The sequence below is a fragment of the Vibrio sp. Vb1166 genome, from assembly GCF_033338695.1.
Classification (GTDB): Bacteria; Pseudomonadota; Gammaproteobacteria; order Enterobacterales; family Vibrionaceae; genus Vibrio; species Vibrio alginolyticus.
This window is the reverse complement of the sequence record NZ_JAWOTE010000005.1, coordinates 168,554-193,444: the sequence shown is the minus strand read 5'-3', so window position 1 is coordinate 193,444 and position 24,891 is coordinate 168,554. Positions and strand designations below refer to the sequence as shown.

Here is a 24,891-nt window from a genome sequence, read left to right as displayed (position 1 = left end):
CCAGAGCCAGAGCCAGAGCCAGAGCCAGAGCCAGAGCCAGAGCCAGAGCCAGAGCCAGAGCCAGAGCCAGAGCCAGAGCCAGAATTGCAGCTACAATACTCGGAGCCAGAAACGTACCAGTTTCAAGAAACATATCCGCCAGAGTTGGAAGCTCCAAACCTGGAAGATGTTCAAAGGCTATTAAGTCAGCTTGAAGCAAGCAACCCAGTGGCTGAGTTGGATATTGATAGTATTCTTGAACAAAATACGATTGATATTGCAGCAGAGATAAAAGCGGCTGAGCCTGAGGTACAAACCTTTAGTGAGGTGCCTGAGCTTCAGGGTGTTGAGGAAATACAGGACTGGGTGATTGATGAGCCAGTTTTTGAGGAAGCGCAACCAGAGGTGGATGAACCTCACGCAGTGATCGAACAAAGTATCAATATAGAATCGAACGTCGATACTGAACTCGAAACACAAGCAGATTCCGATATACCAACGGTCTGGGAAAGCACGAAGCGAAGTGAGGACTTCCAAGTTCTTTACTTTGATGTGAATGGTGTCACGTTTGCTGTACCTCTTGATGAGTTAGGTGGTATTCATCGCATTAGCGAGCTTAACCATTTGATAGGAAAACCCGCCTGGTATTTGGGGCTACAAACAAATCGCGAGCAGCAGTTTGATGTCGTCGATACCGCGAAATGGGTGATGGCAGATAAGCTTCGTGATGATAGCTATAAAGATAACTACCAATATGTCGTCATGCTTGGTGAGAGCATGTGGGGGTTGGCCAGTAACCAATTAATGGGGACTGAAACGCTTAATATCGACAAGGTTCGCTGGCGTGAGCAGGCGGGTAAACGCCCTTGGCTAGCGGGCATGGTAAAAGAAAAAATGTGTGCCTTAATTCATGTCCAGGCGCTCATTGACATGCTAAACGCCGGTTTAGATGTCAAATCACTGAATTAGATTTAAGTCGGGAACGACATTAACGAGGATTAACTATGTCTCAAGCTTTTGAAGTAGAAGTGAAGAAAGATGCATCGAATGACGAAGTTCTTCAGTGGGTGACGTTCCAGCTAGAAGAAGAAACGTACGGCATCAACGTAATGCAAGTTCGTGAAGTACTTCGTTATACTGAAATTGCCCCTGTTCCAGGTGCACCAGATTATGTACTTGGTATCATCAACCTACGCGGTAATGTAGTTACTGTTATCGATACACGTTCACGTTTTGGCCTGATGGAAGGCGAAGTCACTGACAACACTCGTATTATTGTGATCGAGTCTGAGCGTCAAGTGATTGGTATCTTAGTAGATAGCGTGGCAGAAGTTGTTTATCTGCGTTCTTCTGAAATTGATACCACGCCTTCAGTTGGTACCGACGAGAGTGCGAAGTTCATCCAGGGTGTGAGCAACCGTGACGGCAAGCTTCTTATCCTTGTGGATTTGAACAAGCTGCTAACAGATGACGAGTGGGACGAGATGGCTCACCTTTAATGGCTGAATGATGATGGCTGAAGAGACTCTTTTATCTGCCCCATTCCTTGCGGGTGGCGTTGCTTTTATCGTGTTGGTATTGGTTGTTTTGCAACTGCGGATTCGCTCGGGGTTACAAAAGCAGTTAGATCAACAACGAGCTCAATCTCGACACGCAGATAAAGAAGTGCAAAAGTTGAGTAAGCAGTTACTCGAAGTGCGCTCGGTTGTTGTTGGTCTTGGACAAAAAGTGACCGAGCAACAAGACATTATTCAGCACTTAAACGAGAGAATTCGCGAACTCGAACACGCTGATACTGATGGTCGCTTGTACAGTCGCGCTTCTAAAATGGTACAGCTTGGCGCTGATATCAACGAGCTGATTGAAGAGTGCGAACTACCAAAAGCCGAAGCTGAGTTGATGCTTTCACTGCAGAAGAAACTGGCGGGGAAAGAGAAGATTCCACCATTAAGTGGTCAGCCATCAGATGACTCAGAATATCCAACGCGTGGACGTCGTCGACGCTAAAGGTTATCAAGCGAAAAAAAGAGGCGTTATTACGCCTCTTTTTTTGTTTTTAGCCTCTAATGCTCTTCTTAAATACAACCCTAGACAACCTTCAGTCGATCTTGCTCTTAGTTCTGGCCTCTCAAATTCAAAATGAGCGCTTATAACTACTTATAGTTAATTTTATTAAAGTGTGATGATTAATTAACAAAAATACATGAACTTACATGTAACCTAGCCCTCTTATCCTGTTTTGTCATAACTAAGCTGTGCTAATATAGCGGCTCGTTCATTTTTTAGTTGAAGCTCTATGTTAGAAGTGTCTAACCTGACAGCAATCCGTGATGAAAGGGTTCTGTTTGAAAACCTGCAGTTTGAAATTAAGCCTGGTGAATTGGTCCAGATCGAAGGGCGTAATGGTACTGGTAAAACTACATTGCTACGGATTGTGACAGGGTTAGGTGATAGAGAAGAAGGTGTCATTAAATGGAAAGGCGAAGAGGTTGAAAAATCTCGTGATGTTTTCCATCAAGATCTGCTTTTCTTAGGACATCAAACAGGAGTGAAACGAGAGCTTACCGCATTAGAAAACTTACGTTTTTATCAATCTATTCAAAATAATCGCTCTTCAGACGAAGAAATCTTTATCGCTTTGACTCAAGTAGGATTAGCTGGTCGAGAAGATGTGCCTGTAGCACAACTTTCCGCAGGTCAGCAACGACGAGTCGCATTGGCAAGGTTATGGCTCAGTAAGCAAATTTTATGGATCTTAGATGAGCCGTTGACTGCCATTGATAAGCAAGGCGTCAAGGTGCTTGAATCTTTGTTCGCAAGTCATGCTGATAATGGCGGTATTGTTGTGTTGACGACGCATCAAGATATGTTTGCGGACAGCCCGAAACTTAGAAAAATAAAGCTGGGTGACTGATATGATTTCCTCGATGACCACCATCATTCGTCGTGAGCTCCTAATCGCATTTCGCCGTCAGGCAGACATTCTAAACCCGCTGTGGTTCTTTATTATTGTCATTACTCTCTTTCCTCTGAGTATTGGACCAGAACCTAATTTGTTAGCACGTATTGCAGCGGGCATCGTTTGGGTTGCCGCATTGCTGTCCGCCTTATTATCATTAGAGCGTCTATTTCGTGATGATTTTCAAGACGGTGCACTAGAACAAATGATGCTAATGCCGATTCCATTGCAACTTGTAGTGGTTTCAAAGGTCATAGCACATTGGTTGTTAACAGGGTTACCTCTGATTTTAATTAGCCCATTATTGGCGGTTTTACTTTCGCTCGACTTCAATACTTGGCTATCGGTTGTATTAACCTTGATGATCGGTACACCAACACTAAGTTTTATTGGCGCCATTGGTGTGGCGTTGACTGTTGGGTTGCAAAAGGGTGGCGTTCTTTTGAGTTTGCTTATTCTTCCGCTCTACATCCCAATTTTGATTTTCGCAACATCGGCAATTGATGCTGCCGCACTCGGTATGGCGTATAACGGTCAACTAGCGATTTTAGGTGCGATGCTAATGGGGGCGATGACATTAACGCCTTTTGCCATCAGTGCCGCATTACGAGTTAGTGTCAACTAACTCAATAAAGTGCCAATGAAGCGGCGCTTGATCAAAGAATTATTATTAAAGCACTGCTACGGTCTCAACCCTTTAGACAGTGTCCCTGAAGTAAGAGTGAGAACAAAACATGTGGAAATGGCTACATCCTTATGCCAAGCCAGAAGCAGCTTATCGTTTGAGTGGTAAGTTTCTGCCTTGGTTTTCTGTATTGGCCCTCGTATGCTTATCGGTTGGTACGGTTTGGGGGCTTGCATTTGCGCCTTCAGATTACCAACAAGGTGACAGTTTCCGAATCATCTACATTCATGTCCCATCAGCTATTTGGTCTATGGGCGTTTATATGTCGATGGCGATCGCTGCATTTATTGGCCTAGTATGGCAAGTTCGCCTATCTGATATGGCGGCACTTGCGATGGCTCCGATTGGTGCAGTATTTACTTTTATTGCTCTACTTACAGGTGCTGTTTGGGGCAAGCCTATGTGGGGCACTTGGTGGGTATGGGATGCCCGTCTTACATCTGAATTGATTCTTCTATTTCTCTACCTTGGTGTGATTGCGCTTTACCATGCGTTTGACGATCAAAAAACCGCCGCAAAAGCTGCTGGTATTTTAGCGATCGTAGGCGTAGTAAACCTACCTATCATTCACTTTTCCGTGGAATGGTGGAACACGCTTCATCAAGGTGCGACGATCACGAAATTTGAACAACCTTCTATTTCATCCGACATGCTTTGGCCGTTATTGCTGAACATCTTTGGCTTTGCGTTCTTCTTTGGTGCCGTGACGATGGTCCGTTTTCGTAACGAAATCATCAGTAAAGAAAGTCACCGCCCTTGGGTGCGCAAACTCGCAACAGAACAAACTCAGTGAGGTAACTGATTATGCATTTTGAATCTCTGAGCGACTTTTTTGCCATGGGTGGCTACGCATCATACGTATGGAGTGCGTTTGGTATTACTTTCTTATCCATGCTGATTCTTCTGATCACTAGCCTTCGCCGCGGTGATGCATTATTGAAAGAAGTGAAAGCAAAAATTGACCGTCAAGCTCGTATCGACGCAGCGAAGAACATGGAGAACACCTTATGAACCCGAGACGTAAAAAGAGGCTAGGTATTGTACTAGCGATCTTTATCGGTATTAGTGCCACCATTGGTTTGATACTTTATGCGCTTAACCAAAATATGGACCTTTTCTATACTCCAACGGAATTGGTTAATGGTAAGCCAGATGGCACCAAGCCAGAAGTAGGCCAGCGTCTGCGTATCGGTGGAATGGTGGTTGTGGGCTCAGTTCGTCGAGATCCTAATTCTTTGAAAGTGAGTTTTGACCTGCACGATGTCGGTCCGAAAGTGACGATTACCTATGACGGTATTCTTCCTGACTTGTTCCGTGAAGGGCAGGGTATTGTTGCTCAAGGTGTACTGAAAGATGCCACGACAGTTGAGGCATTTGAGGTCCTAGCGAAGCACGATGAAGAATACATGCCACCAGAAATTGCAGAAGCGATGAAGAAAACGCATGAACCGCTTCAATACAGCACCGAACAGAAACAAGGAAGCGGCCAATGATTGCTGAAATCGGTCACTTTGCTCTCATTCTTTCGCTTGCAATGGCAGTGCTGTTGAGCGTATTGCCATTGTGGGGAGCATCGAATAATAACACCATGCTCATGAACACAGCGCGACCGCTATCTTGGTCTATGTTCCTGATGCTGTTGTTCTCTTTCGCCATTTTATGTTGGGGATTTTATACCAACGACTTCACGTTACAGTATGTAGCGAGCAACTCGAATAGTCAGCTTCCTTGGTACTACCGTTTAACCGCAGTATGGGGTGCACACGAAGGTTCACTGTTGCTATGGGTGTTAATCCAAGCTGCTTGGACTGTCGCTGTAGCGACGTTTAGTCGTGGTATGCCGCAAGAGTCGGTTGCACGTGTACTTGCTGTTATGGGCATGATCTCAGTGGGTTTCCTACTGTTTATCATCTTAACGTCAAATCCATTCCTACGTACGTTACCGTTCTTCCCGGTTGACGGACGTGACTTGAACCCTCTGCTTCAAGACCCTGGTTTAATTGTTCACCCGCCAATGCTTTACATGGGCTATGTTGGTTTCTCGGTTGCGTTCTCTTTTGCTATCGCATCCCTAATGACCGGACGCCTTGACACGGCTTGGGCTCGTTGGTCTCGTCCTTGGACAACCGCAGCATGGGTATTTTTAACACTTGGTATCGCACTAGGTTCTTGGTGGGCTTACTACGAACTTGGCTGGGGTGGCTGGTGGTTCTGGGACCCAGTAGAAAACGCATCATTCATGCCTTGGTTAGCGGGTACCGCATTAATGCACTCTCTTGCCGTGACAGAAAAACGCGGCACATTTAAAGCGTGGACGGTACTATTGGCAATCTCTGCATTTTCGTTGAGTTTGTTGGGCACCTTCTTAGTCCGTTCCGGTATTTTAGTATCGGTGCACGCGTTCGCGTCTGACCCGTCGCGCGGTATGTTTATTCTAGGCTTCCTCGTTTTCGTTATCGGCGGCTCTTTATTGCTGTTTGCCGTAAAAGGGGCAGCAGTGCGTGTACGAGGTAACTTCGACTTAGTCTCACGTGAAAATGCGCTCTTAGCCAACAACGTATTACTTATCGCCGCTCTTGTTGTGGTGTTAGTGGGGACACTGTTGCCGCTCGTACACAAGCAGCTTGGTTTGGGGTCGGTCTCTATCGGTGCGCCATTCTTTGACATGCTATTTGCGTGGTTAATGATGCCATTTGCTTTTCTGCTTGGTATTGGTCCTCTTATTCGCTGGAAGCGAGACAGTTTATCTAAACTTGTGAAACCAATGCTCGTTTCAGGTGTGCTTGCTTTCGCTTTGGCCGCGCTATGCGTGTACCTGTTTGCCGATTTCTTCTCAACCATGGCTTACATTGGTTGGGTGATGGCGATTTGGATTATTGCGATGCATGGCTTTGAATTGTACGAGCGAGCAACGCACCGTCATAGCTTTAGTGAAGGTGTTCGCAAGCTGCAACGTAGCCACTGGGCAATGATGTTGGGTCATGTTGGTCTGGCGGTATCTGTTATCGGTATTGCGATGGTACAGAACTACAGCATCGAGCGAGATGTACGTTTAGCACCTGGCGAACACTTCCAAATTCAAGGTTATGATTTCTACTTCTCAGGCTTGCGTGATAAAGATGGTCCAAACTACGATGGCTACATCGCAGACTTTGAGATCACACATGATGGCAAATACGTGAATACGCTTCACGCAGAGAAGCGCTTCTACCGTACGGCTAAGTCTATGATGACTGAAGCAGCCATTGACCGTGGTATTAGCCGCGACCTATACATTGCAATGGGTGAACGTTTAGACGACAACCGATCTTGGGCTGTTCGTATTTACTATAAACCGTTCGTTCGTTGGATTTGGGCTGGCTCTTTGATTATGGCATTAGGCGGCGCACTAGCGATTTCTGATAAACGCTACCGCTTCCGTAAATCGCCGAAGAAAAACGCGAAGTCAAAAGAGCAGGAGGCATAACATGAATAAGAAAATCTTATTTATTCCGCTTGTCGCTTTCATGATTCTAGCGGGCATTTTCGCAACCCAATTAATGCGTAACCAAGAGGGCGATGATCCAACTAAATTGGAGTCGGTTTTGGTTGGTAAGCCAGTTCCTGAATTTCATTTAGAAGATCTGGCTGAGCCTGGAAAACAGTACGACCAATCAATTTTTAAAGGTGAACCGTTGCTCTTGAACGTTTGGGCAACGTGGTGCCCAACGTGTTATGCAGAGCATAAATACCTAAACGAATTGGCGGGTAAGGGCGTTAAGATCATCGGTATGAATTACAAAGATGATCGTAATAAAGCAATAGGTTGGCTGAATGATCTCGGCAACCCGTACTTGATCAGCCTATTTGATGGCAGTGGTATGCTTGGCCTTGACCTTGGTGTTTATGGTGCTCCAGAAACATTCATTATTGATGCAAATGGTGTGATTCGCTATCGCCATGTAGGGGATGTAAACCCACGTAATTGGTCAGAAACACTGGAGCCGCTTTACAACAAATTGGTTGAGGAGGCGAAGCAATGAGAAAGCTAATTCTTGCCGTTTTTGCTGCGATGACATTATCTCTTGCTGCTCATGCGGCCATTGAAGTGTACGAGTTTGATAATTTGGAACAAGAACAGCAGTTCAAAGAGTTAAGCCATACGCTCCGTTGCCCTAAATGTCAGAACAACACGATCTCGGATTCTAACGCTGAACTTGCTCAGGACTTACGCCATAAGGTGTACGAAATGACCAAAGAAGGTAAGTCCAAAGATGAGATCGTTGATTACATGATCGCCCGTTACGGTAACTTCGTGACTTACAACCCACCATTTACGGTCGCGACTGCGATTTTGTGGCTAGGGCCACTCGCTGTAGTACTGGGTGGTTTTGGTTTGATTGTACTGCGTAGCCGTAAACCTAAAGTTAAGGCAAAAGCGAGCAGTGACGAGCAATGGGATGAGCAAAAAGAAGCTCGTTTAAAAGCATTGTTTGAAGAAGAGAACAACGGAGATAAGAAGTAATGACACTATTTTGGATTTCCACCGTTGCTCTCACGCTTATTGCTTGTGCGCTGGTGGCTTTGCCGCTGCTTAAACAAAAAGCGAACAATGATGATGTGTTACGCGATGAGCTCAACAAGGCATTTTATAAAGACCGACTATCTGAGCTTGCAGAAGAAACTGACGAAGGTCTGGTTGAAAGTGAAGACGAACTGATTTCTGATCTAAAGCAATCACTGCTTGACGATATCCCTGGTGATAAAGCGCAAAAAGAAACCAAGGTTTCTCCAATCGCGGTTTTAGTTCCATCGGTAATTCTGACGGTGGTGCTGAGCTATGGTTTGTATTATAAATTTGGCGCGTCAGACGATATTGTTCAATGGCAAGAAGTGTCTGCAAATCTACCTGAGTTATCGAAAAAGCTGATGTCGGCTTCTTCTGAGCCGCTGAGTGACGATGAAATGGCGGATTTGACCCTAGCCCTTCGAACTCGCTTACATTACCAGCCGGAAGACTCGACAGGTTGGTTACTGCTAGGTCGTATTGCGTTAGCAAATCGTGATGTCACCACAGCTATCGATGCGATGGAAAAATCGTACCGCCTAGAGCCAAAAGACCCAGATGTGATGTTGGGTTATGCACAAGCTCTGATGCTGTCTCAAGAGGAAATGGATCAAGCGACGGCTCGCTCATTACTCGGCAAGCTGATGCAGCAAGACTATGTCGATCTGCGTGTGTTTTCTTTGTTAGCGTTCGATGCGTTTGAGCGTCAAGACTTCCCGGCAGCCATAAAGTACTGGGGAATCATGCAGCAAATGATTGGTCCAGAAGATAGCCGCTACGAGATGTTGTCACGCAGTATTGAGAGTGCTCGTAAGCAAATGGGCGAAGCGGTTTCACCGGATAAGAGTGTAGCTGTGACAATTAATGTGGCACCAAATGCTCAGTTGGATCCAAACGCAGTTCTGATTGTGTCAGTACATCGTTCAGATGGCTCTCCAATGCCTGTGGCTGCTGCTCGTTATCCGCTAGGTACTTTCCCTCGCACAGTCGTATTAGATGATGGCAATGCCATGATGCAAGGGCAAAAGTTATCTTCACTCGATAAGCTAATCGTCCGTGTGCGTGTAGATTCTGACGGTAACGTAGCAACGCGTGATCAAGATTGGCACGGAGAAAGTGACGTCGTTGAATTTGGCGCACCAGTAGAAGTGACCATTGATCAGCAGTATTAATTGTTAACATCTGTCTCTGAAACATGACAACGAGGTAGAGTCAGTTGCCTTTAGTGGTATGACTCTAAACGATCGAGTAGAATACCGAAGGCCAGCGATTGCTGGCCTTTATTTATTCCCATATCTGAGTCATCTTTACTATGTATCCTGCTCAACATACGTACAATGGTTAATCGGGGTGACTTAGGTACATTAATAGTCGTTATGGAAAATAAAATGTATAACAAGGGTAAATCTACCTTCTTGTTGCTGTTAGCCGTTGGACTGGTTGGCTGTTCAAGTGCGCCTGATGAAGCAGTAACAGGACAAGAAACAAATCAAACGACTTCTGATGTGTATGACCCGTTGGAAGGCTTTAACCGAACCATGTGGGAACTCAACTACGAATATTTAGATCCGTATTTGGTTCGTCCTGTATCACTTGCGTATGTAGAATACACGCCAGTTCCTATTCGTTCTGGTATCGCTAACTTCTTATCGAACTTAGATGAGCCAGCAAGCATGGTTAATAACTTAATCATGGGTAATGGTACGAAAGCCGTGGACCACTTTAACCGTTTTTGGATTAACTCGACGTTCGGTATTTTCGGTTTATTCGATATTGCAAGTGCCGCGGGTATTACGAAGTACGACGAGAAAGCGTTCAGTGATGCAGTAGGCCACTATGGTGTTGGAAATGGTCCTTACTTCATGGTTCCAGGTTATGGTCCGTATACCTTACGTGAAGTGACAGATACCGTAGATAGTACGTATTTACCCCTCTCTTATCTCAACTTCTGGGCGAGTTTGGGTAAGTGGGCGTTTGAAGGCATGGAGAAGCGTGCTTTATTAGTGCCGCAAGAAGCGCAGCTAGACTCATCGCCGGATCCATATATTCTTACTCGTGATGTTTATATCCAGCGTCAAAACTTTAAAGCAGAAGTTGAAACGGTAGAAGAAGTTAACATCGAAGAAGAAGAGTATTTAGACGAATACCTAGAAGACTTTTAAGCGTTGTTCTTCACAATAGAGAAATGAAAAAAGGCTTAGCTGATGCTAAGCCTTTTTTGTATTTTGCAGCTTGGTTAGAAACGGTAGTTTGCTTGAACACCGATTAGCCAAACATTACCCGTAGTTTCGCCTACAAATTGGCCGCCGACTTGTTCTGCAGTGTCGTCTGACTTGTAACCACGAGACTCAACGATTGGTGCGTCTTTCGCAAAAATATAGGTGAAGCCAGCGTCTAGGCTGAAGTCTTTCGTCCAATCGTACGTTGCGCCAATACTTAGCCAAGTGCGGTCAGTTTCTGGAATAGTGATCGTACGGTTTTTGTCGCTTACCGCTGAAGTATCGTATGCAATACCAGTGCGTAGCGCTAGCTTAGGATCAAGCTGGTAAGTAGCACCAACAGCAAAGCGATAGTTGTCTTCCCAGTTTTCTACTTTAACCATATGCGTGCCAGCAGTATTTAGACGTGCTTCCAATTTCTCGAAAGAGCTCCAATCCGTCCAGTTAACGCTTGCGTGTAACGCAAATTGGTCTGTTACTTGGTGGAAGCTTGCCAACTCAGCCGTTGCAGGCAGGTTTAGATACATGTAGCCGTTGTCGCGTTCAGAAGTACCGAAGCCAAAACCAAGACCTTCAGCATGGCCTTCAAGCTTCAGTTCAACTTCAGATTTGTACGCGAAGCCGATACGGTTATTTTCATTGATCTGCCATGCTGTACCAACTTGCCAGCCCCAAGCGGTATCGTCACCTTCCATGTATTTTAGAGCGGTACCTTGAGGAACACTGATTGGTTGATTAGTTTCAGGGTTTAACCCTACAACGTTATTCTTAGGAGCTGCTGCGCCAAAGCTGCCTTCGCCGATGATGTAACGGATACCACCACCAACGCTGATCGATTCATTGACTTTGTAAGCTGCGTTTAAGTTCGCTTCCATTGTCGTTACGCTTGCTTCGTTACCGAAGTGCGATGCACCAAAGCCTTTACCTAAATCGGTTTCCATGCCGTAGTTGGTGCCAAATGCCAAACCAATCGCGAATTTCTCATTATATTGGTGTGATAGGTAGAAGTTTGGAATGATTGCATCATGTGCGAAGTCATCTGAAGATGCAGAAGAAGTGCTACCGTGGAAGTTTACATCACCTTCAATATCAATATTTGGGTTCACATAGATTGCACCAACGGACACTTGAGTGCCTTCCAAATAAGTTAGCATTGCTGGGTTACGCCATTGTGCACTTGCGTTGTCAGCCATTGCAGCTTCACCAGCATATGCTCGACCTAGGCCTGTTGCAGAATATTCAGCAAGTTGGAAACCTGCTGCGTTAGCCATGCCCGTTGTGCCAAGTAGGCTTAATGCCACTGCTGTTGATAGAAGAGTCTTGTTGGTTTTCATTCGAATGTTCGCTGATTTGTTTATAACGTGGGACGAAAGTTTAAAGGTAGAGTTTTTACTTTAGAAATGAAAATCCAGCGTAAGTGGTCTTTTGAAACATTATCCTTTAAAATGTTATTTTTGAGGTTTAATAATCTAACTGTGAAAGGCTTGTAAACGGAATTCAGCGAACAGCTGTGCGTCCTAATTGTGAGATTTAGATACACGTGTTCACTCAAATTGAGTGGGTAATAAATCGCAGATATGAAAAAAGGCTGGAAATCCAGCCTTTTATATAAAGTATTTTTCTACTACCTAACAGCGAAGCGTTTAGAAGCTACGGCTGTATTGTAAGCCGAATAGAATTGCATCAGCATGAGTTGTTGCTGTTACACCGGTAGAAAGAACAGGAGATAATTGAGTATTCTCATTAACTTTTACATCTTCACCTAACAAGTACGTGAAGCCAAAATCGATGTTTGAGCTATTATCAATATGGTAAGAGAAACCTGTGGAGAACCACTGGCGATCAGAGTCTGGTACCGAGATAGACGTTACTTTATCTTGAGCGCTTGTGTCGTACATGTAACCAGCACGAAGTGTCCAGTTGTTGTTTAGGTAGTAAGTACCACCAATTGCGTAGTGCCAGCCATCTTGCCATTGATAGTCTTTCGAGTAACCACCTTTAAGTAAACCCTGATTTAGGTTCTCAAAATCAATTTGGTCGAAATCTTTCCAGCCGATGTATTGGATGCTGTAGTGTACAGCAAACTTAGTGTCTTGGATTTTGTGGAAACCAGAAAACTCGGCCATATCTGGTAGAGGTAGCGTGATTTCCTGACCTTTGTCGTCTTTCGCCGTAAATTCAGGGCTGTAACGATACGCTAGACCAAAACGGTTGTTTTCATCTAGTTCGTACACAGTACCTACGTTAAAACCAACAGCCCAACCATCAGCTTTATCTACGTCCAGAATTTTTTGACCGCCAACCCTTGGGACTGAAGAGCTAGTTGTACGCTTCATTGTGCCTTGGCCGTAGATTAAATCTAAACCAGCACCAAAGCTCCATTGTTCGTTTAAACGGTAAGAACCCGCCAATCCAAAGTTGAAGCTTTTTACATCCGTAAGACCACCGTACTCTGTTGCGGTGTAGTTATCTGAAAATTCAGTTTTAGTGCCGAAATTAGAGTATGCGTTTACGCCCCATGCAAACTTGTCATTTACTGGAACGATTAGGTGAATGTTTGGAGCTATTGACGTATCACCCACATCATCAGTATCAGCAACACTTACAGTATTGGAGCCCAAAGGAGTATTAACGTTATATTTCGCATCTTTCACTTCAATCATTGAAGTAATGCTTTCGAAACCTAGCGAAAGTTCCATTTTATCAAACAGAGCCATTGCTGCTGGGTTACGAGCCATTACTGCTGCATTATCTGCGATTACTGCATCACCAGCAAATGCACGGCCGATGCCAGTTGCTGATTGAGCGTTGATTTGGAAACCCGCTGCCATCGATTGACCTGAGGCAAAAGCTACCGTTACTGCTAGGAGAGTCTTTTTAAACAGACGCGTGTTCTGAGTCATTTGTTTTTCCTTATTAGATTCGTCTCTTTGGACGATAAATTGAGCTTTTGCTCAGTGGCGCAGATAGTAGTATCAATAATTGCTTGGACAAATCCGACCATTGGATAAAATTGAATAAAAATTGCAGAAATGATGTCTAAAAGACGGGAAATTGCACTTAAAATGCATAATTTAGAGTTTAAGCTCTAAATGGTATATCGATGGTGAATGTTTTGCGTTCTATTTATACAAAAATGCCGCTAAATAAGATCATTTAGCGGCATTTAACCTTTTGAAGGCTGGAAATCGTCGAAGTTGTTACATCGGCTTAATCATTGATGAAAGAGTCGTAGCGAGCGCATCAATATTTTCACCTTCTTCCCCGACTAAAATCAGGCTTGAACTCCCGACGGGCTGAACGATTCCGGTCATGCCATCCTTATTAAAGTCGGTACTTTGTTCGCTTGGAATACCAGTAATAAATAACGTTACTTTACCTTTTGGACCTTGGAACACCATATGCACCGCATTGGATTCACCAAAACCGCAGTGGTTTAGGTAGTAAACGTGATATGGAAAGTTTTCACTAAACTGGTAATGAAATGGCGACATTTTCGCATTAATTTGCGAGCTCGGTACATCCTCATCAAGATGACGAACAAACGGTTCTTCATGAATTACGTGTTTCATCGCGGTATCCGCTAAACTGGCTTGTGCTGGAGACACCAAAACATTTCCCCAGTTTACTTGACCAACTAATAACCCTGCGGTGAACGCAATAGAAGCGGCAAGTGCCATTGCTTTGCGGACAAAGTTTGGTCTGACGACCTTCTCTTCATCAAGTGCACTCGACGTCTGGCTAAATAAAATCTTATCTGCGAGATCTTCGGGTACATCCACATTCATGGCTTGTTTAATTTTTACATCGAGATCCAAAACGTCATCAACAAACTTATTGTTGGCGTCGCTACCAGCTAAAGCTTGCAGAATCTCTTCATCCTTTTGTTTTGGATCCGACAAAATACGACGACGAAATTCTAAATCATCCATTCTTTTGTCCTCTCTTGGTATCTTGAGAATCCAACATCTCTTTAAGTTGATTACGAGCGCGAAATAGTCGAGTCATCACTGTGTTTTTATTTAAATCAAGAATGTCGCCAATTTCTTCTCCACTGAAACCACCGACAACTTGGAGAAATAAAGGCTCACGGTATTCAACATCGAGCTTCATGATCTGTGCCTGCAGCCATTCTTGCTGATGATGTGAGTCATCGCTGACTTTAGCATCATTGCCGTAATCATCGATATCAACTAAATCAAATTGTTTACGTTCGAAGCGGCGCGCATTTTCTCGTCTCAATATTGTGATGAGCCAAGACTTGGCAGCTTTTTCGTCTTGGAGGCTATCGAGTGACTTCCAAGCTCTAAGACAGGTTTCCTGAACTAGATCTTCCGCGACCGCTTTATCTTTGCACAACCAATATGCGTAGCGGTACAAGTCACGATGATACCCTCGGACGAGCGCTTCGTATTTTCTTTGCTTGTCCATATCAGAGTTGACCGGACTGTTGGAATTTTTCTTTCCAAACATTTTTAATATGGCCACAGGAGCCTCCATCCTCGCTCTGTGAGTTTCTTACTTGTTCTGAGCATGACTTTACTTGTTTCATCGCTTAGCGGTTTTGGTTGCAGGATTTGTCATGCAACCCCTTTGACACAATAAGCCATGTGGTTACCTAAAAGTGTATACGCAAATGTCAGATATCATCGAACACGAATTGATATATATTGTTAACAATATCATCATTAGTAATCAATGGCTTGGATAAGTTCACTCGATGGAGCATTAAAAGGGACTTCTGATGGTGGATTCTTGAATTGTTTTGAATCAATAATCGTTCTAGATGAGCTTAAAACTCGTAAAATCACTATAAAATTGATCTATTTCAAAATATCAAGCAGTGAAGGGGTTATAGTACACCTTGTCATCTCGTTAGTCATTGCGACTAACATGTTGAGCAAGATGACACTTCCTTTTGAAGGCTGACTTTACTTTCTCCTAATCAGGAAACTGATTACTTTTCAATTGGCGTAAGTTAATTGTTTTATAGATATTCCGACCACACAGCTATGTGTGGTTTTTTTTTGCTTCGATTTTACTTTCCGTATACCTCTTACCGTTTTAACTCTCTATAGTTAACCATTAGTAATCGCATAAGAATCAAAGAAGTAGAGTAATTGAACTACTTGCTTCACGTTTATTTAAACGCACGTTTGATAAATTTAACAAATTCATTACAATGCATCAGGTCAGACCTCTTGTATTTAAGGAGAAACAATGGGCAAGCAGGAAGTAAAAACACGCAATGGTGAGCGTGTCGCTATTGTCGCGGGGCTTCGAACTCCCTTTGCTCGTCAAAGCACGGAATTTAGCCAAGTGCCAGCGGTCGATTTAGGGAAAATGGTAGTAAGCGAAATGCTTGCTCGAACAGATATTGATCCGAAGCTAATCGAACAAGTGGTATTTGGACAAGTAGTACAAATGCCTGAAGCGCCAAACATCGCACGAGAAATCGTGTTAGGCACTGGTATGAACATTCATACTGATGCATACAGTGTGACTCGAGCGTGTGCGACGAGTTTTCAAGCGGCGGTTAATGTCGCAGAAAGCATCATGGCGGGAACCATTGATATTGGTATTGCTGGCGGTGCAGACTCTTCTTCCGTCCTGCCTATTGGCGTATCAAAGAAACTGGCCGCTAATCTGCTTGCTCTTAGTAAGACAAAAACAATGGGTCAGAAGCTTAGTATCCTCAAAAACTTGAGCTTTAAAGACCTGATGCCAGTGCCACCAGCAGTAGCAGAGTACTCTACGGGTTTATCCATGGGACAAACTGCAGAGCAAATGGCTAAAACACATGGTATTTCTCGCGCAGAACAGGATGCGCTTGCACATCGTTCTCATACGCTGGCTTCTCAAGCTTGGAAAGAAGGAAAAATCCAAGATGAAGTGATGACGGCTTTCCCTGAACCATACAAAAAGTGGATTTCGGAAGATAACAATATTCGTCATGACTCAACGGTTGAGGGATACGCGAAATTGCGACCTGCGTTTGATCGTCAGTATGGCAGTGTTACGGCTGCGAACAGTACGCCATTGACTGATGGTGGTGCGGCAGTGATGTTGATGCGAGAAGGTAAAGCGAAAGAGCTCGGAATGGAGATCCTTGGTTACATCCGAGGTTATGCATTCTCTGCTATCGGCGTGGAAAAGGACATGCTGATGGGGCCGACTTATGCCACAGCGAAAGTGCTTGAAAATACAGGCTTGGAACTGTCAGACCTGACGTTGATCGACATGCACGAGGCTTTTGCTGCTCAAGCATTGGCGAATGTGAAGATGTTTGCTTCCGATAAGTTTGCTCAAGAAAACCTTGGTCGCTCAAAAGCGATTGGTGAAATTGATATGGATAAGTTCAACGTGCTTGGCGGATCAATTGCTTATGGTCACCCATTTGCTGCGACTGGTGCGCGTATGATGACGCAAACCCTACGAGAGCTAAAACGCCGTGGCGGTGGTATTGCATTGAATACTGCATGTGCTGCTGGTGGTCTTGGTGCGGCAATGATTCTGGAGGTTGAGTAATGAGCGAGCAAAAAGCATTTAGTCTAAAGGTTGATGAGCAAAATATTGCTTGGTTAGCCATCGATGTTCCTAATGAAAAAATGAATACGCTGCAGGCGGCTTTTGCTGACGAAATGAAAGAAATTTTTGCTCAGCTAAAAGACTCCAGTGGTATTAAAGGGATGATCATCCACTCCCTAAAACCGGACAATTTTGTTGCGGGCGCAGATGTTAGAATGCTAGAAGCATGCACCACAGCAAGTGAAGCGGAAGCCTTAGCAAGGCAGGGTCAGGAGTTGTTCCAGCAGCTATCGGACTTACCTTATCCTGTCGTTGCGGCTATTCATGGCCCATGTTTGGGCGGTGGTTTAGAACTGGCTCTTGCATGTGATTATCGTGTTTGTACGGATTCTGACAAAACGCGTTTAGGTCTGCCAGAAGTACAACTTGGTTTATTGCCAGGTTCTGGTGGTACTCAGCGTCTGCCACGTTTGATTGGCCTGTTACCGTCGTTGGACTTGATCCTGACGGGTAAACAACTTCGTGCGAAGAAAGCTAAAAAACTGGGCGTTGTGGACGCCTGTGTGCCGGACACCATTTTGTTCGACGTAGCAAAACAGTTTATCGACAAAGGTAAAAACAAGGGTACGAAAAAGCTATCGACGAAAGAAAAGGTGATGTCTGGTAGCGGGCTAGGGCGCAAGTTTGTATTTGAGCAAGCTGCGAAGAAAACGAATCAAAAAACCCGTGGTAACTATCCAGCAACGGTTGCAATTCTAGAAGTTATTCAACATGGCTTAGAGAAAGGCTTCGCTAAAGGCCAAGAACTTGAAGCGAAGCGCTTCGGTGAGCTTGTAATGAGCTCAGAGTCAAAAGCGCTCCGTTCGATCTTCTTTGCCACAACAGAAATGAAGAAAGAAAATGGCACGGATGCGAAACCAGCACCAGTTCATAAAGTTGGTGTGCTTGGTGGTGGTCTGATGGGCGCCGGAATCAGCCATGTGTCTGTTGCAAAAGCAAAAGTACCTGTTCGCATCAAAGACGTTAGCAACGATGGCGTTTTAAACGCGCTCAACTACAACTACAAGTTATTTGAGAAACAGCGCAAACGTCGCATTCTATCCAAGGCCGACCTGCAAGCGAAAATGCTGCAACTGTCTGGTGGTGTCGACTTTACCAGTTTTAATCATATTGATGTCGTAATTGAAGCCGTTTTTGAAGACCTAGATCTTAAGCAAAAAATGGTGGCGGACATTGAAGCGAACGCTAAGACAGAAACTATCTTTGCGACCAATACTTCTTCGTTGCCTATCCACAAAATTGCAGAAAAAGCGGAGCGTCCAGAAAACGTAGTGGGTTTGCATTACTTCAGCCCGGTAGAAAAAATGCCGTTGGTGGAAGTGATTCCGCATGAAACGACGTCAGATGAAACCGTTTCAACAGTTGTTGCACTTGCTAAGAAGCAAGGTAAAACCCCGATCGTAGTGAAAGACAAAGCGGGCTTTTACGTGAACCGCATTCTTGCTCCATACATGAACGAAGCGGCGCATATTTTGTTGGCTAACGAACCGATCGAAAAGATTGATACGGCGTTGCTTGATTTTGGTTTCCCTGTTGGCCCGATTACCTTGTTGGATGAAGTTGGTGTCGACATTGGCGCGAAAATTATGCCGATCCTGGTTAATGAGTTAGGTGACCGATTCAAAGGGCCGGATGTGTTTGATATCTTGTTAAATGATGGACGTAAAGGACGCAAGAGTGGTAAGGGGTTTTACACTTATAAGGGCAAGAAGAAAGATGTCGACAAATCGGTTTACAAACTGCTTAAGCTCGACCCTGAATCTAAGCTAAGCGATAACGATATTGCGTTGCGCTGTGTGCTGCCAATGCTGAATGAAGCGGTACGTTGTTTGGATGATGGCATCATTCGCTCGCCACGTGACGGTGATATTGGCGCGATATTTGGTATTGGTTTCCCACCGTTCTTGGGTGGCCCGTTCCGTTACATGGACCAATTTGGCATTAAAGAGCTCGTAGAGAAAATGAATGAGTTTGCATCGAAGTATGGCGATCGTTACGCGCCATGTGATGGTTTGCTTACTCGAGCTGGTGAAGGGACAACGTTCTATTAAAGGTTGCTTCGGTAGAGAAAAAGGCTTGCCAGTGGCAAGCCTTTTTCATAAAGAAGAAATGGTTACTTCTTCTTGTCTTTCTTATCTTTATTGTGGCCTTTACCAGGGTTGTCGTCCCCGTGAACGCTGCTATTACCTTTTTTGTCTTTATCATTCCACTGTTTTGAAGAGCAATCATCTGATTTGATGGATACATTGTCTCCGCTAAGGCGCACACAGTCGTCACTTAGTTCGAAACCATCGCCTTTGACTGAGATTTCAGCGTGAGCAGATGCCAATGGCAGTATAAGAGCCACAAGTAAAAGTGCTTTTTTCATGATTACCTCATTAAGTTATTTTTAGTGCGGTAATTAGAGCATAAGCCGCAATGGCGCAATTTCAATTTTCTGCCAATTATGGTGCCGATTCAATCTATGAGACCGACAACCTCATGGGTTTGTAGGTTCATTCTAGTAATCGACAATTTTATTTCTGCGCAACTAGATCACCCCAAGCCGCAATCTTTTGGCCGAAGTTGGAACTCTTCAATCGATCCTATTTCTTGTCCTAGATGGATGCGCGGAGCCTCCGAATGCGCTTGACCTTGAGAGTGCATGATCAAACGATTTGCAGTACGAGGTTTCAATTCGTTCACAACGAAGCGAATCATGTCTGCGCGCGTCAGCTTCTTCAACTCCGCCAGTACCTTGTCACGTTGGTTAAACTCAGTGTCTTTATTTCCTATCGCAACCCAAAGACGTTGAGCCCGACCTCGAAGTGTGGTGTCCGGCGTTGCTATTTGGTTCCACAAGCCGCGCTTACTGCTGTGCCATTGGTAATCGTTTAACTCTAACAACACCATATAAAAGGCATTTAAAAACTCATCGATTGAGGTAACCAGCTCGGCAGGTGCTGCATTAGGTGACTGCACATACAGTACAATACCAGGGTGACGATTTAGCGGCATATTGCCAGTGCCTACCATGTAACCTAATTGCTGCTTGGTACGGATTTCGTGGAAAAACGTTGCCGACATAAGGTGATTGGCCAATGAGTATAGCGCGATACTACGAGGTTCAATATCCTCGCACTGGTGGTAAATAACGACCGCGGAATCTTGCTGGTTACAATGCACCTCACGTTGAAAACTGCCATTTTTACCTAGCATAATGAGCGGACGAAGTGTCTCTTCATAACGTTGCTCGTTAACTCTTAGAGCATCCTTTAAGGTCGTTGCCATGTCATGGGCTTGCTGGCGTTGCCAGTCTCCGTAAACAAACATTTCAACGTGCAGTTCTGCAAGAATGGATTCTACGAATACCGAGAGTTCATCGACTTCGATTTCTTCTAGCGCTTCGACTAAGGTTGCGAAAGGCGGGTTATTGGGTTGAAGTAACCCAGTAAGTGCGTTAAACAGCTGCGAAATAGGGCGATCTTGTGAAGCATTTCTCCAGTTTCGTAACAGTTGTTGTTTGATGGTTTCAAAGCGAGCAGGGCTGAAATCTCGAGAAGCAAAACGGTGCAGAATCATTTCTAGCAACTGAGGCAGCTTTTGACTGAACCCTGAGAGGGTTAAGGTCACGCCACCTTGGTGAGCATACATGTTGTAACCCATCCCTGCGATTTCTGCTTGATAGGTTTCTTTTGCTAGCGAATCGAGGAACATCTCTACACATAAGCGCGTTTTGACGATGTTCTTTGGTGATGCAACGGCATGAGAGCTGTCGATAGCGACATAAACGACACCTTTGGGCACGCGAAATTCGTCATCTTGCAAATGCCACAGCCGAAACCCTTCGAGATCCTCAATCAACTCTGGCAGTGAATCACCATTTTCGAGTGGCATGGGGTCGAGATCGTAGCAAATATAAGGGTTCTTTTCCGGTAAGACGAATTGCCAGCTTGGATCGATTTGTTGATAGAAACGACGTTGGTCTTCACTAAAAGGCGTGACGGAGTACGGGGTAAAGTACCATTCGGCAGTACGATTGTATTCCAGGCCTTTAGCAATCAAAGTGACGCGCACATTATCGATGGTTAAGTATCGCAGCAATGAACGCTGTAACTCTTCATCGTAGCCCGCCATTTTGTAGTCACCATAAACCGTGTCTTCCGGTTGATAGTGCTGCATGTTGATCACCAGATGGCTGACGAGATCCATTGGGCGCGATGGCTCTTGGAAGCGGAAAGCCGATTCTAATACCGCTTGTTTTTCGAGATAGCGCCATTCATCTAACCCGCCTTGTTTGATCATCGAGAGGTATTGAAAAACCGCTTGAACGATATCATCAACATGATCTAAGCCGTTTGGCGTCAGGGTGCAGCTTACGGTAAAGTCTCGGTAGTTACTGCCACTCGCGCCGCCGCCCGCTGAGAGAGAAGTAATCCAGCCTTTTTCTTTGAGTTGAAGCATCAAACTGCCTTCTCCTTCATAACCCAACAGGTGAGCAAAGTAGGAGAGTGGCTTCACGCTATAATGCGCATCCATTCCCGGCATGGGGAATGTGAGAATCAGTTTACGGAACTCTTTGAGCGGCTCGACTTGAACCAAAATGCCCGTGCTTTCCTCAGTGCCGATCGGTACATCAATCGATTTTCCACGAAGATGGTGATTTGGGATGTCGGCAAACATGGCTTCTACCCAAGCTTGCTGTTCATCGAGCGGCTGTGGCCCAAATAGAGTCAGTGTCATCAAATCGGCGGAATACTGAGAGTGGTGAAACTCCACAATTTCGTCGCGGATGGATTTACCATCTCGGTCGCCAAGAGTATCTAAGTTTCCGACAGAGAATTTTGAAAACGGGTGCTCTGGATTGATGACTTCTTTGTTAACTTGATACAGGCGACGAGAATCATCATTGAGTTTGAGCTTGTATTCGGAGTCGACAGCCTGGCGTTCTTTGTCTAATGCTTCTTCGTTAAACAAAGGTGCGGTAAAAAATTGGCTAAATCGATCTAAGGCACTTTCAAAGGCATTTGGAGCAATATTGAAAAAGAAACAAGTGTGCTCTGTACCAGTCCAAGCGTTGTTTGTTCCACCGTGTTGGCTAATATAGCTTTGAAACTCGCCCACTTTAGGGTATTTTTCCGTACCCAAAAAAAGCATGTGTTCTAAATAGTGTGCCAGACCTTGGCGATCGTTTGGGTCGTCGAAGTGTCCAACGTTCACTGCCAGAGCAGCTGCCGACTGTTGAGCTGTATCGGAATGAATCAGCAGTACACGCAGTTCATTGCTCAAGGTAATGTAGCGGTATTGATTTGAATCGTTAGGACTTAGATGCACGATGCGTCTCCAGATTTCGCATTACAGTAATTTAGGCTCCCCTCGCGGGGGGCGCAAAGTTTGCGTTTCGACAAATACTGCTTGCCGTATTTTTGTTATTCGTAGACTTCTGCACAGGCCCATCGCGTTTGCGTATGGGGAAGAACTGTTTGAGTGAATGCTCTGAACTCATTGCACAGTTAAATAGTGTGATGAACTGAGTACATTCTTTTAATAGATTGTTAAGAAAGTCGCTATCTTTAACAAGCGAATTGGTATAATGAACAGATAATTATATCAGTATTTTTGTTTCGTCATTGTTAAAGTTAGCCCCGTCTATCTAATAAAGATAGCAGTCAACCTTTTGGTAGCGTTAGCTATCCCTAGGAAATAACATGAAAATATTCATCATGCGTCACGGTGAAGCCGAGCATTTTGCAGATTCAGACGCAGCACGACAATTGACCCCAAGAGGCAGAGTCGAATCAGAAGCGGTTGCGAGAGCCTGTAAAGAACAGGGTTTTGCGCAATTCGATAAAGTGTTGGTGAGTCCGTACATTAGAGCTCAACAAACTTGGCAAGAGATCAGTGCGTATTTCTCTGCAAAAAGCATTGAAACTTGTGAAGATATTACACCTTATGGCCAGTCCGAGCATGTCTTCGATTTCGCAAGTGCGTTAATAGAAGTCGAACAATTGGACTCGCTTTTGTTCGTATCGCATTTGCCTTTGGTCGGTTATCTGACTTCAGAGTTTGTAAAAGACATGACACCACCGATGTTTCCTACATCAGGGCTAGTGTGCATTGAATATGATTTACAAACACAAAATGGTGAAGTGCTATGGCATATTACGCCATAAGTGTCTAAACCAAAATAAGCGTTTGCAAATTAGAGACAGAATAAGAAAGGCAGGAGATCCCTGCCTTTTCGTTTCGTCGTGTCTACAGCAAGCTTGTTACTTTTCAGGAATTGAAAGCAACACTAACAACGCACCATCACCACCAAATTCTAGTGGCGCTTGGTGAAAAGCCATAACGTCAGGATGCTGTGCTAACCAAAGTGGGGCTTTCTGTTTCAGGATGTGTTTCCCAATACCATGTTGCACACACGCACAATGAATCTCGTTTTTGATGCAATAGGCTATCATCGCACCAAGCTCGCGTTTTGCTTCTTGCTGTGTCATGCCGTGCATATCGAGGAACACGTCCGGTACATACACGCCACGACGTAGACGTTTGACTTCATAAGTGGAGACGTCGTCACGTGCATAACGAGTTGGACCTTCATCGTTTAATAGAGGGACAAACTCGTCTGAAAAGTAAAATTCAGAGTCACTCGCTTCACGGTTGGAGCGCTTGATTTCTTTTTGCTTAGTATTTTTTTTTGGTTGCTGGATTATGGTATCCTGTCGCAACTTTTTTACGCCCTGTACTGCTTCCTGAAACAAGGCGAAATCGTCATCGTTCTCGGTGTCTTTTTTGCTCATTAGGTAAACAATTTCATTAATAAACTTTATTGGCAGTATTGTAGCGCTTTTCGGAGGCAATTTTGGATAAGATTTTTGTAGAAGAAGCGGTATCGGAACTGCATACCCTTCAAGATATGATTCGTTGGACGGTAAGCCGCTTTAATGCAGCGAACCTGTTTTACGGTCATGGTACTGATAATGCGTGGGATGAAGCAGTTCAGCTTATCCTGCCAACCTTATACTTGCCGATTGATGTGCCTCCGCACGTATTGAACTCTCGCCTAACGACAAGCGAGCGTCTGCGTATTGTTGAGCGCGTAGTAAAACGCATCAACGAGCGTACGCCAACAGCATACCTAACAAACAAAGCATGGTTCTGCGGTCTTGAGTTCTTCGTTGATGAGCGTGTACTTGTGCCACGTTCTCCTATCGGCGAATTGATTCAAGCGGAATTCCAACCTTGGTTGGTGGAAGAGCCTACGCGCATCATGGACCTATGTACGGGTTCTGGTTGTATCGCGATTGCTTGTGCGCACGCTTTCCCTGAAGCAGAAGTGGATGCTATCGACATCTCTACAGATGCTCTACAAGTGGCTGAGCAAAACGTACAAGATCACGGCATGGAGCAGCAAGTGTTCCCAATTCGCTCTGATTTGTTCCGTGATCTTCCAAAAGAGAAATACAATCTAATCGTGTCCAACCCACCATATGTGGATGAAGAAGACATGAACAGCCTGCCAGATGAGTTCACGCATGAGCCTGAGCTTGGGCTAGCTGCGGGTACGGATGGTCTAAAACTAGTGCGTCGTATTCTTGCTAACGCGCCAGATTATCTAACAGATAACGGCATTCTTATTTGTGAAGTCGGAAACTCAATGATTCATATGATGGAACAGTACCCAGAGATTCCATTTACTTGGATTGAGTTCGAGAACGGCGGTCATGGCGTGTTTATGCTAACGCGTGACCAGCTGGTTGAGTGTGCAGAAGAGTTTAAACTGTACAAAGACTAATAGAGTCTTGCACTAAACATCAAAACACCGAGCTTTATGCTCGGTGTTTTTTTATGCATACCTCGCCGATATTAACTCTTTACATCAAAACGTAATAAAGCCACTATGAATCCACGAAGAATTGGAAAGCAGCTATGCTCT

24 protein-coding genes are annotated in these 24,891 nt (G+C 44.7%); 17 read left to right on the top strand and 7 right to left on the bottom strand.

The features are described 5' to 3' along the window. The 13 genes from R7E51_RS08255 to R7E51_RS08195 form a co-directional block, all read left to right on the top strand. On the top strand, positions 1 to 948 hold a 948-nt coding region (locus R7E51_RS08255; protein WP_206949301.1), incomplete at its 5' end, for a chemotaxis protein CheW. A 35-nt stretch (positions 949 to 983) separates the two neighbouring features. Continuing rightward, complete coding sequence (locus R7E51_RS08250; RefSeq protein ID WP_005380507.1) at positions 984 to 1,478, top strand: chemotaxis protein CheW; 495 nt, start codon at positions 984 to 986, stop codon at positions 1,476 to 1,478. Between the two features lie 13 nt (positions 1,479 to 1,491). Then, complete coding sequence (locus R7E51_RS08245) at positions 1,492 to 1,986, top strand: DUF2802 domain-containing protein (protein WP_025767176.1); 495 nt, start codon at positions 1,492 to 1,494, stop codon at positions 1,984 to 1,986. Between the two features lie 289 nt (positions 1,987 to 2,275). Continuing rightward, a complete protein-coding gene (gene ccmA, locus R7E51_RS08240; RefSeq protein ID WP_005380511.1) occupies positions 2,276 to 2,893 on the top strand; it encodes a cytochrome c biogenesis heme-transporting ATPase CcmA in 618 nt (205 codons plus the stop codon). Position 2,894: 1 nt separating this feature from the next. After that, positions 2,895 to 3,563, top strand: a complete 669-nt coding sequence (ccmB, locus tag R7E51_RS08235) for a heme exporter protein CcmB (protein WP_005380512.1) — start codon at positions 2,895 to 2,897, stop codon at positions 3,561 to 3,563. A gap of 109 nt (positions 3,564 to 3,672) precedes the next feature. Beyond that, positions 3,673 to 4,416, top strand: a complete 744-nt coding sequence (locus R7E51_RS08230; protein WP_005380513.1) for a heme ABC transporter permease — start codon at positions 3,673 to 3,675, stop codon at positions 4,414 to 4,416. Between the two features lie 11 nt (positions 4,417 to 4,427). Continuing rightward, a complete protein-coding gene (gene ccmD / locus R7E51_RS08225; RefSeq protein WP_005380515.1) occupies positions 4,428 to 4,634 on the top strand; it encodes a heme exporter protein CcmD in 207 nt (68 codons plus the stop codon). Continuing rightward, positions 4,631 to 5,116: a cytochrome c maturation protein CcmE gene (ccmE, locus tag R7E51_RS08220; RefSeq protein ID WP_005380516.1), complete on the top strand. Its 486-nt coding sequence runs from the start codon at positions 4,631 to 4,633 to the stop codon at positions 5,114 to 5,116. Before ccmD ends, ccmE begins: the two co-directional genes overlap by 4 nt. Continuing rightward, positions 5,113 to 7,089: a heme lyase CcmF/NrfE family subunit gene (locus R7E51_RS08215; RefSeq protein ID WP_021034009.1), complete on the top strand. Its 1,977-nt coding sequence runs from the start codon at positions 5,113 to 5,115 to the stop codon at positions 7,087 to 7,089. The genes ccmE and R7E51_RS08215 overlap by 4 nt, the downstream gene beginning before the upstream one ends. A gap of 1 nt (position 7,090) precedes the next feature. Beyond that, positions 7,091 to 7,645 (top strand): DsbE family thiol:disulfide interchange protein, encoded by a 555-nt coding sequence (locus R7E51_RS08210; protein WP_005380518.1) that lies wholly within the window; start codon positions 7,091 to 7,093, stop codon positions 7,643 to 7,645. Continuing rightward, on the top strand, positions 7,642 to 8,127 hold the full coding sequence (locus R7E51_RS08205; protein ID WP_017820808.1) for a cytochrome c-type biogenesis protein: 486 nt from the start codon (positions 7,642 to 7,644) through the stop codon (positions 8,125 to 8,127). Before R7E51_RS08210 ends, R7E51_RS08205 begins: the two co-directional genes overlap by 4 nt. Next, the gene (ccmI, locus tag R7E51_RS08200; RefSeq protein ID WP_017820807.1) at positions 8,127 to 9,341 is read left to right on the top strand and encodes a c-type cytochrome biogenesis protein CcmI; all 1,215 of its coding nucleotides are present in this window, start codon (positions 8,127 to 8,129) and stop codon (positions 9,339 to 9,341) included. The genes R7E51_RS08205 and ccmI overlap by 1 nt, the downstream gene beginning before the upstream one ends. A gap of 216 nt (positions 9,342 to 9,557) precedes the next feature. Next, complete coding sequence (locus tag R7E51_RS08195; protein ID WP_005380523.1) at positions 9,558 to 10,331, top strand: MlaA family lipoprotein; 774 nt, start codon at positions 9,558 to 9,560, stop codon at positions 10,329 to 10,331. Between the two features lie 74 nt (positions 10,332 to 10,405). Here R7E51_RS08195 and R7E51_RS08190 read toward each other — a convergent pair whose 3' ends face one another. The 4 genes from R7E51_RS08190 to R7E51_RS08175 form a co-directional block, all read right to left on the bottom strand. Then, the gene (locus R7E51_RS08190) at positions 10,406 to 11,722 is read right to left on the bottom strand and encodes an outer membrane protein transport protein (RefSeq protein WP_086046949.1); all 1,317 of its coding nucleotides are present in this window, start codon (positions 11,720 to 11,722) and stop codon (positions 10,406 to 10,408) included. Between the two features lie 309 nt (positions 11,723 to 12,031). Beyond that, positions 12,032 to 13,291, bottom strand: coding sequence for an outer membrane protein transport protein (locus R7E51_RS08185; RefSeq protein ID WP_186584741.1), 1,260 nt, complete (start codon positions 13,289 to 13,291; stop codon positions 12,032 to 12,034). A 297-nt stretch (positions 13,292 to 13,588) separates the two neighbouring features. Then, positions 13,589 to 14,320 (bottom strand): DUF3379 domain-containing protein, encoded by a 732-nt coding sequence (locus tag R7E51_RS08180; RefSeq protein WP_206958140.1) that lies wholly within the window; start codon positions 14,318 to 14,320, stop codon positions 13,589 to 13,591. Beyond that, a complete protein-coding gene (locus R7E51_RS08175) occupies positions 14,313 to 14,888 on the bottom strand; it encodes a sigma-70 family RNA polymerase sigma factor (RefSeq protein ID WP_005380528.1) in 576 nt (191 codons plus the stop codon). The genes R7E51_RS08180 and R7E51_RS08175 overlap by 8 nt, the downstream gene beginning before the upstream one ends. 720 nt (positions 14,889 to 15,608) lie before the next feature. Here R7E51_RS08175 and fadI point away from each other — a divergent pair. Together fadI and fadJ are read left to right on the top strand one after the other, a co-directional pair. Next, the gene (fadI, locus tag R7E51_RS08170; protein ID WP_005384447.1) at positions 15,609 to 16,916 is read left to right on the top strand and encodes an acetyl-CoA C-acyltransferase FadI; all 1,308 of its coding nucleotides are present in this window, start codon (positions 15,609 to 15,611) and stop codon (positions 16,914 to 16,916) included. Next, on the top strand, positions 16,916 to 19,027 hold the full coding sequence (fadJ, locus tag R7E51_RS08165) for a fatty acid oxidation complex subunit alpha FadJ (RefSeq protein WP_206958138.1): 2,112 nt from the start codon (positions 16,916 to 16,918) through the stop codon (positions 19,025 to 19,027). The genes fadI and fadJ overlap by 1 nt, the downstream gene beginning before the upstream one ends. A 62-nt stretch (positions 19,028 to 19,089) precedes the next feature. Here fadJ and R7E51_RS08160 read toward each other — a convergent pair whose 3' ends face one another. Continuing rightward, positions 19,090 to 19,344 (bottom strand): hypothetical protein, encoded by a 255-nt coding sequence (locus R7E51_RS08160; protein WP_005384444.1) that lies wholly within the window; start codon positions 19,342 to 19,344, stop codon positions 19,090 to 19,092. A 167-nt stretch (positions 19,345 to 19,511) separates the two neighbouring features. Further along, complete coding sequence (locus tag R7E51_RS08155; protein ID WP_017820804.1) at positions 19,512 to 22,289, bottom strand: insulinase family protein; 2,778 nt, start codon at positions 22,287 to 22,289, stop codon at positions 19,512 to 19,514. A gap of 374 nt (positions 22,290 to 22,663) precedes the next feature. Here R7E51_RS08155 and sixA point away from each other — a divergent pair, with 374 nt between their 5' ends. Beyond that, entirely contained in the window at positions 22,664 to 23,128 is a 465-nt protein-coding gene (gene sixA, locus R7E51_RS08150) for a phosphohistidine phosphatase SixA (protein WP_005380537.1), read from the top strand. Positions 23,129 to 23,224: 96 nt separating this feature from the next. Here the strand turns inward: sixA and smrB are convergent, their stop codons facing one another. Then, positions 23,225 to 23,755, bottom strand: coding sequence for an endonuclease SmrB (gene smrB / locus R7E51_RS08145; RefSeq protein ID WP_005380539.1), 531 nt, complete (start codon positions 23,753 to 23,755; stop codon positions 23,225 to 23,227). Between the two features lie 62 nt (positions 23,756 to 23,817). On the opposite strand from smrB, the gene prmB reads away from it, so the two are divergent. Further along, on the top strand, positions 23,818 to 24,750 hold the full coding sequence (prmB, locus tag R7E51_RS08140; protein ID WP_005380541.1) for a 50S ribosomal protein L3 N(5)-glutamine methyltransferase: 933 nt from the start codon (positions 23,818 to 23,820) through the stop codon (positions 24,748 to 24,750). Positions 24,751 to 24,891 lie beyond the last annotated feature (141 nt).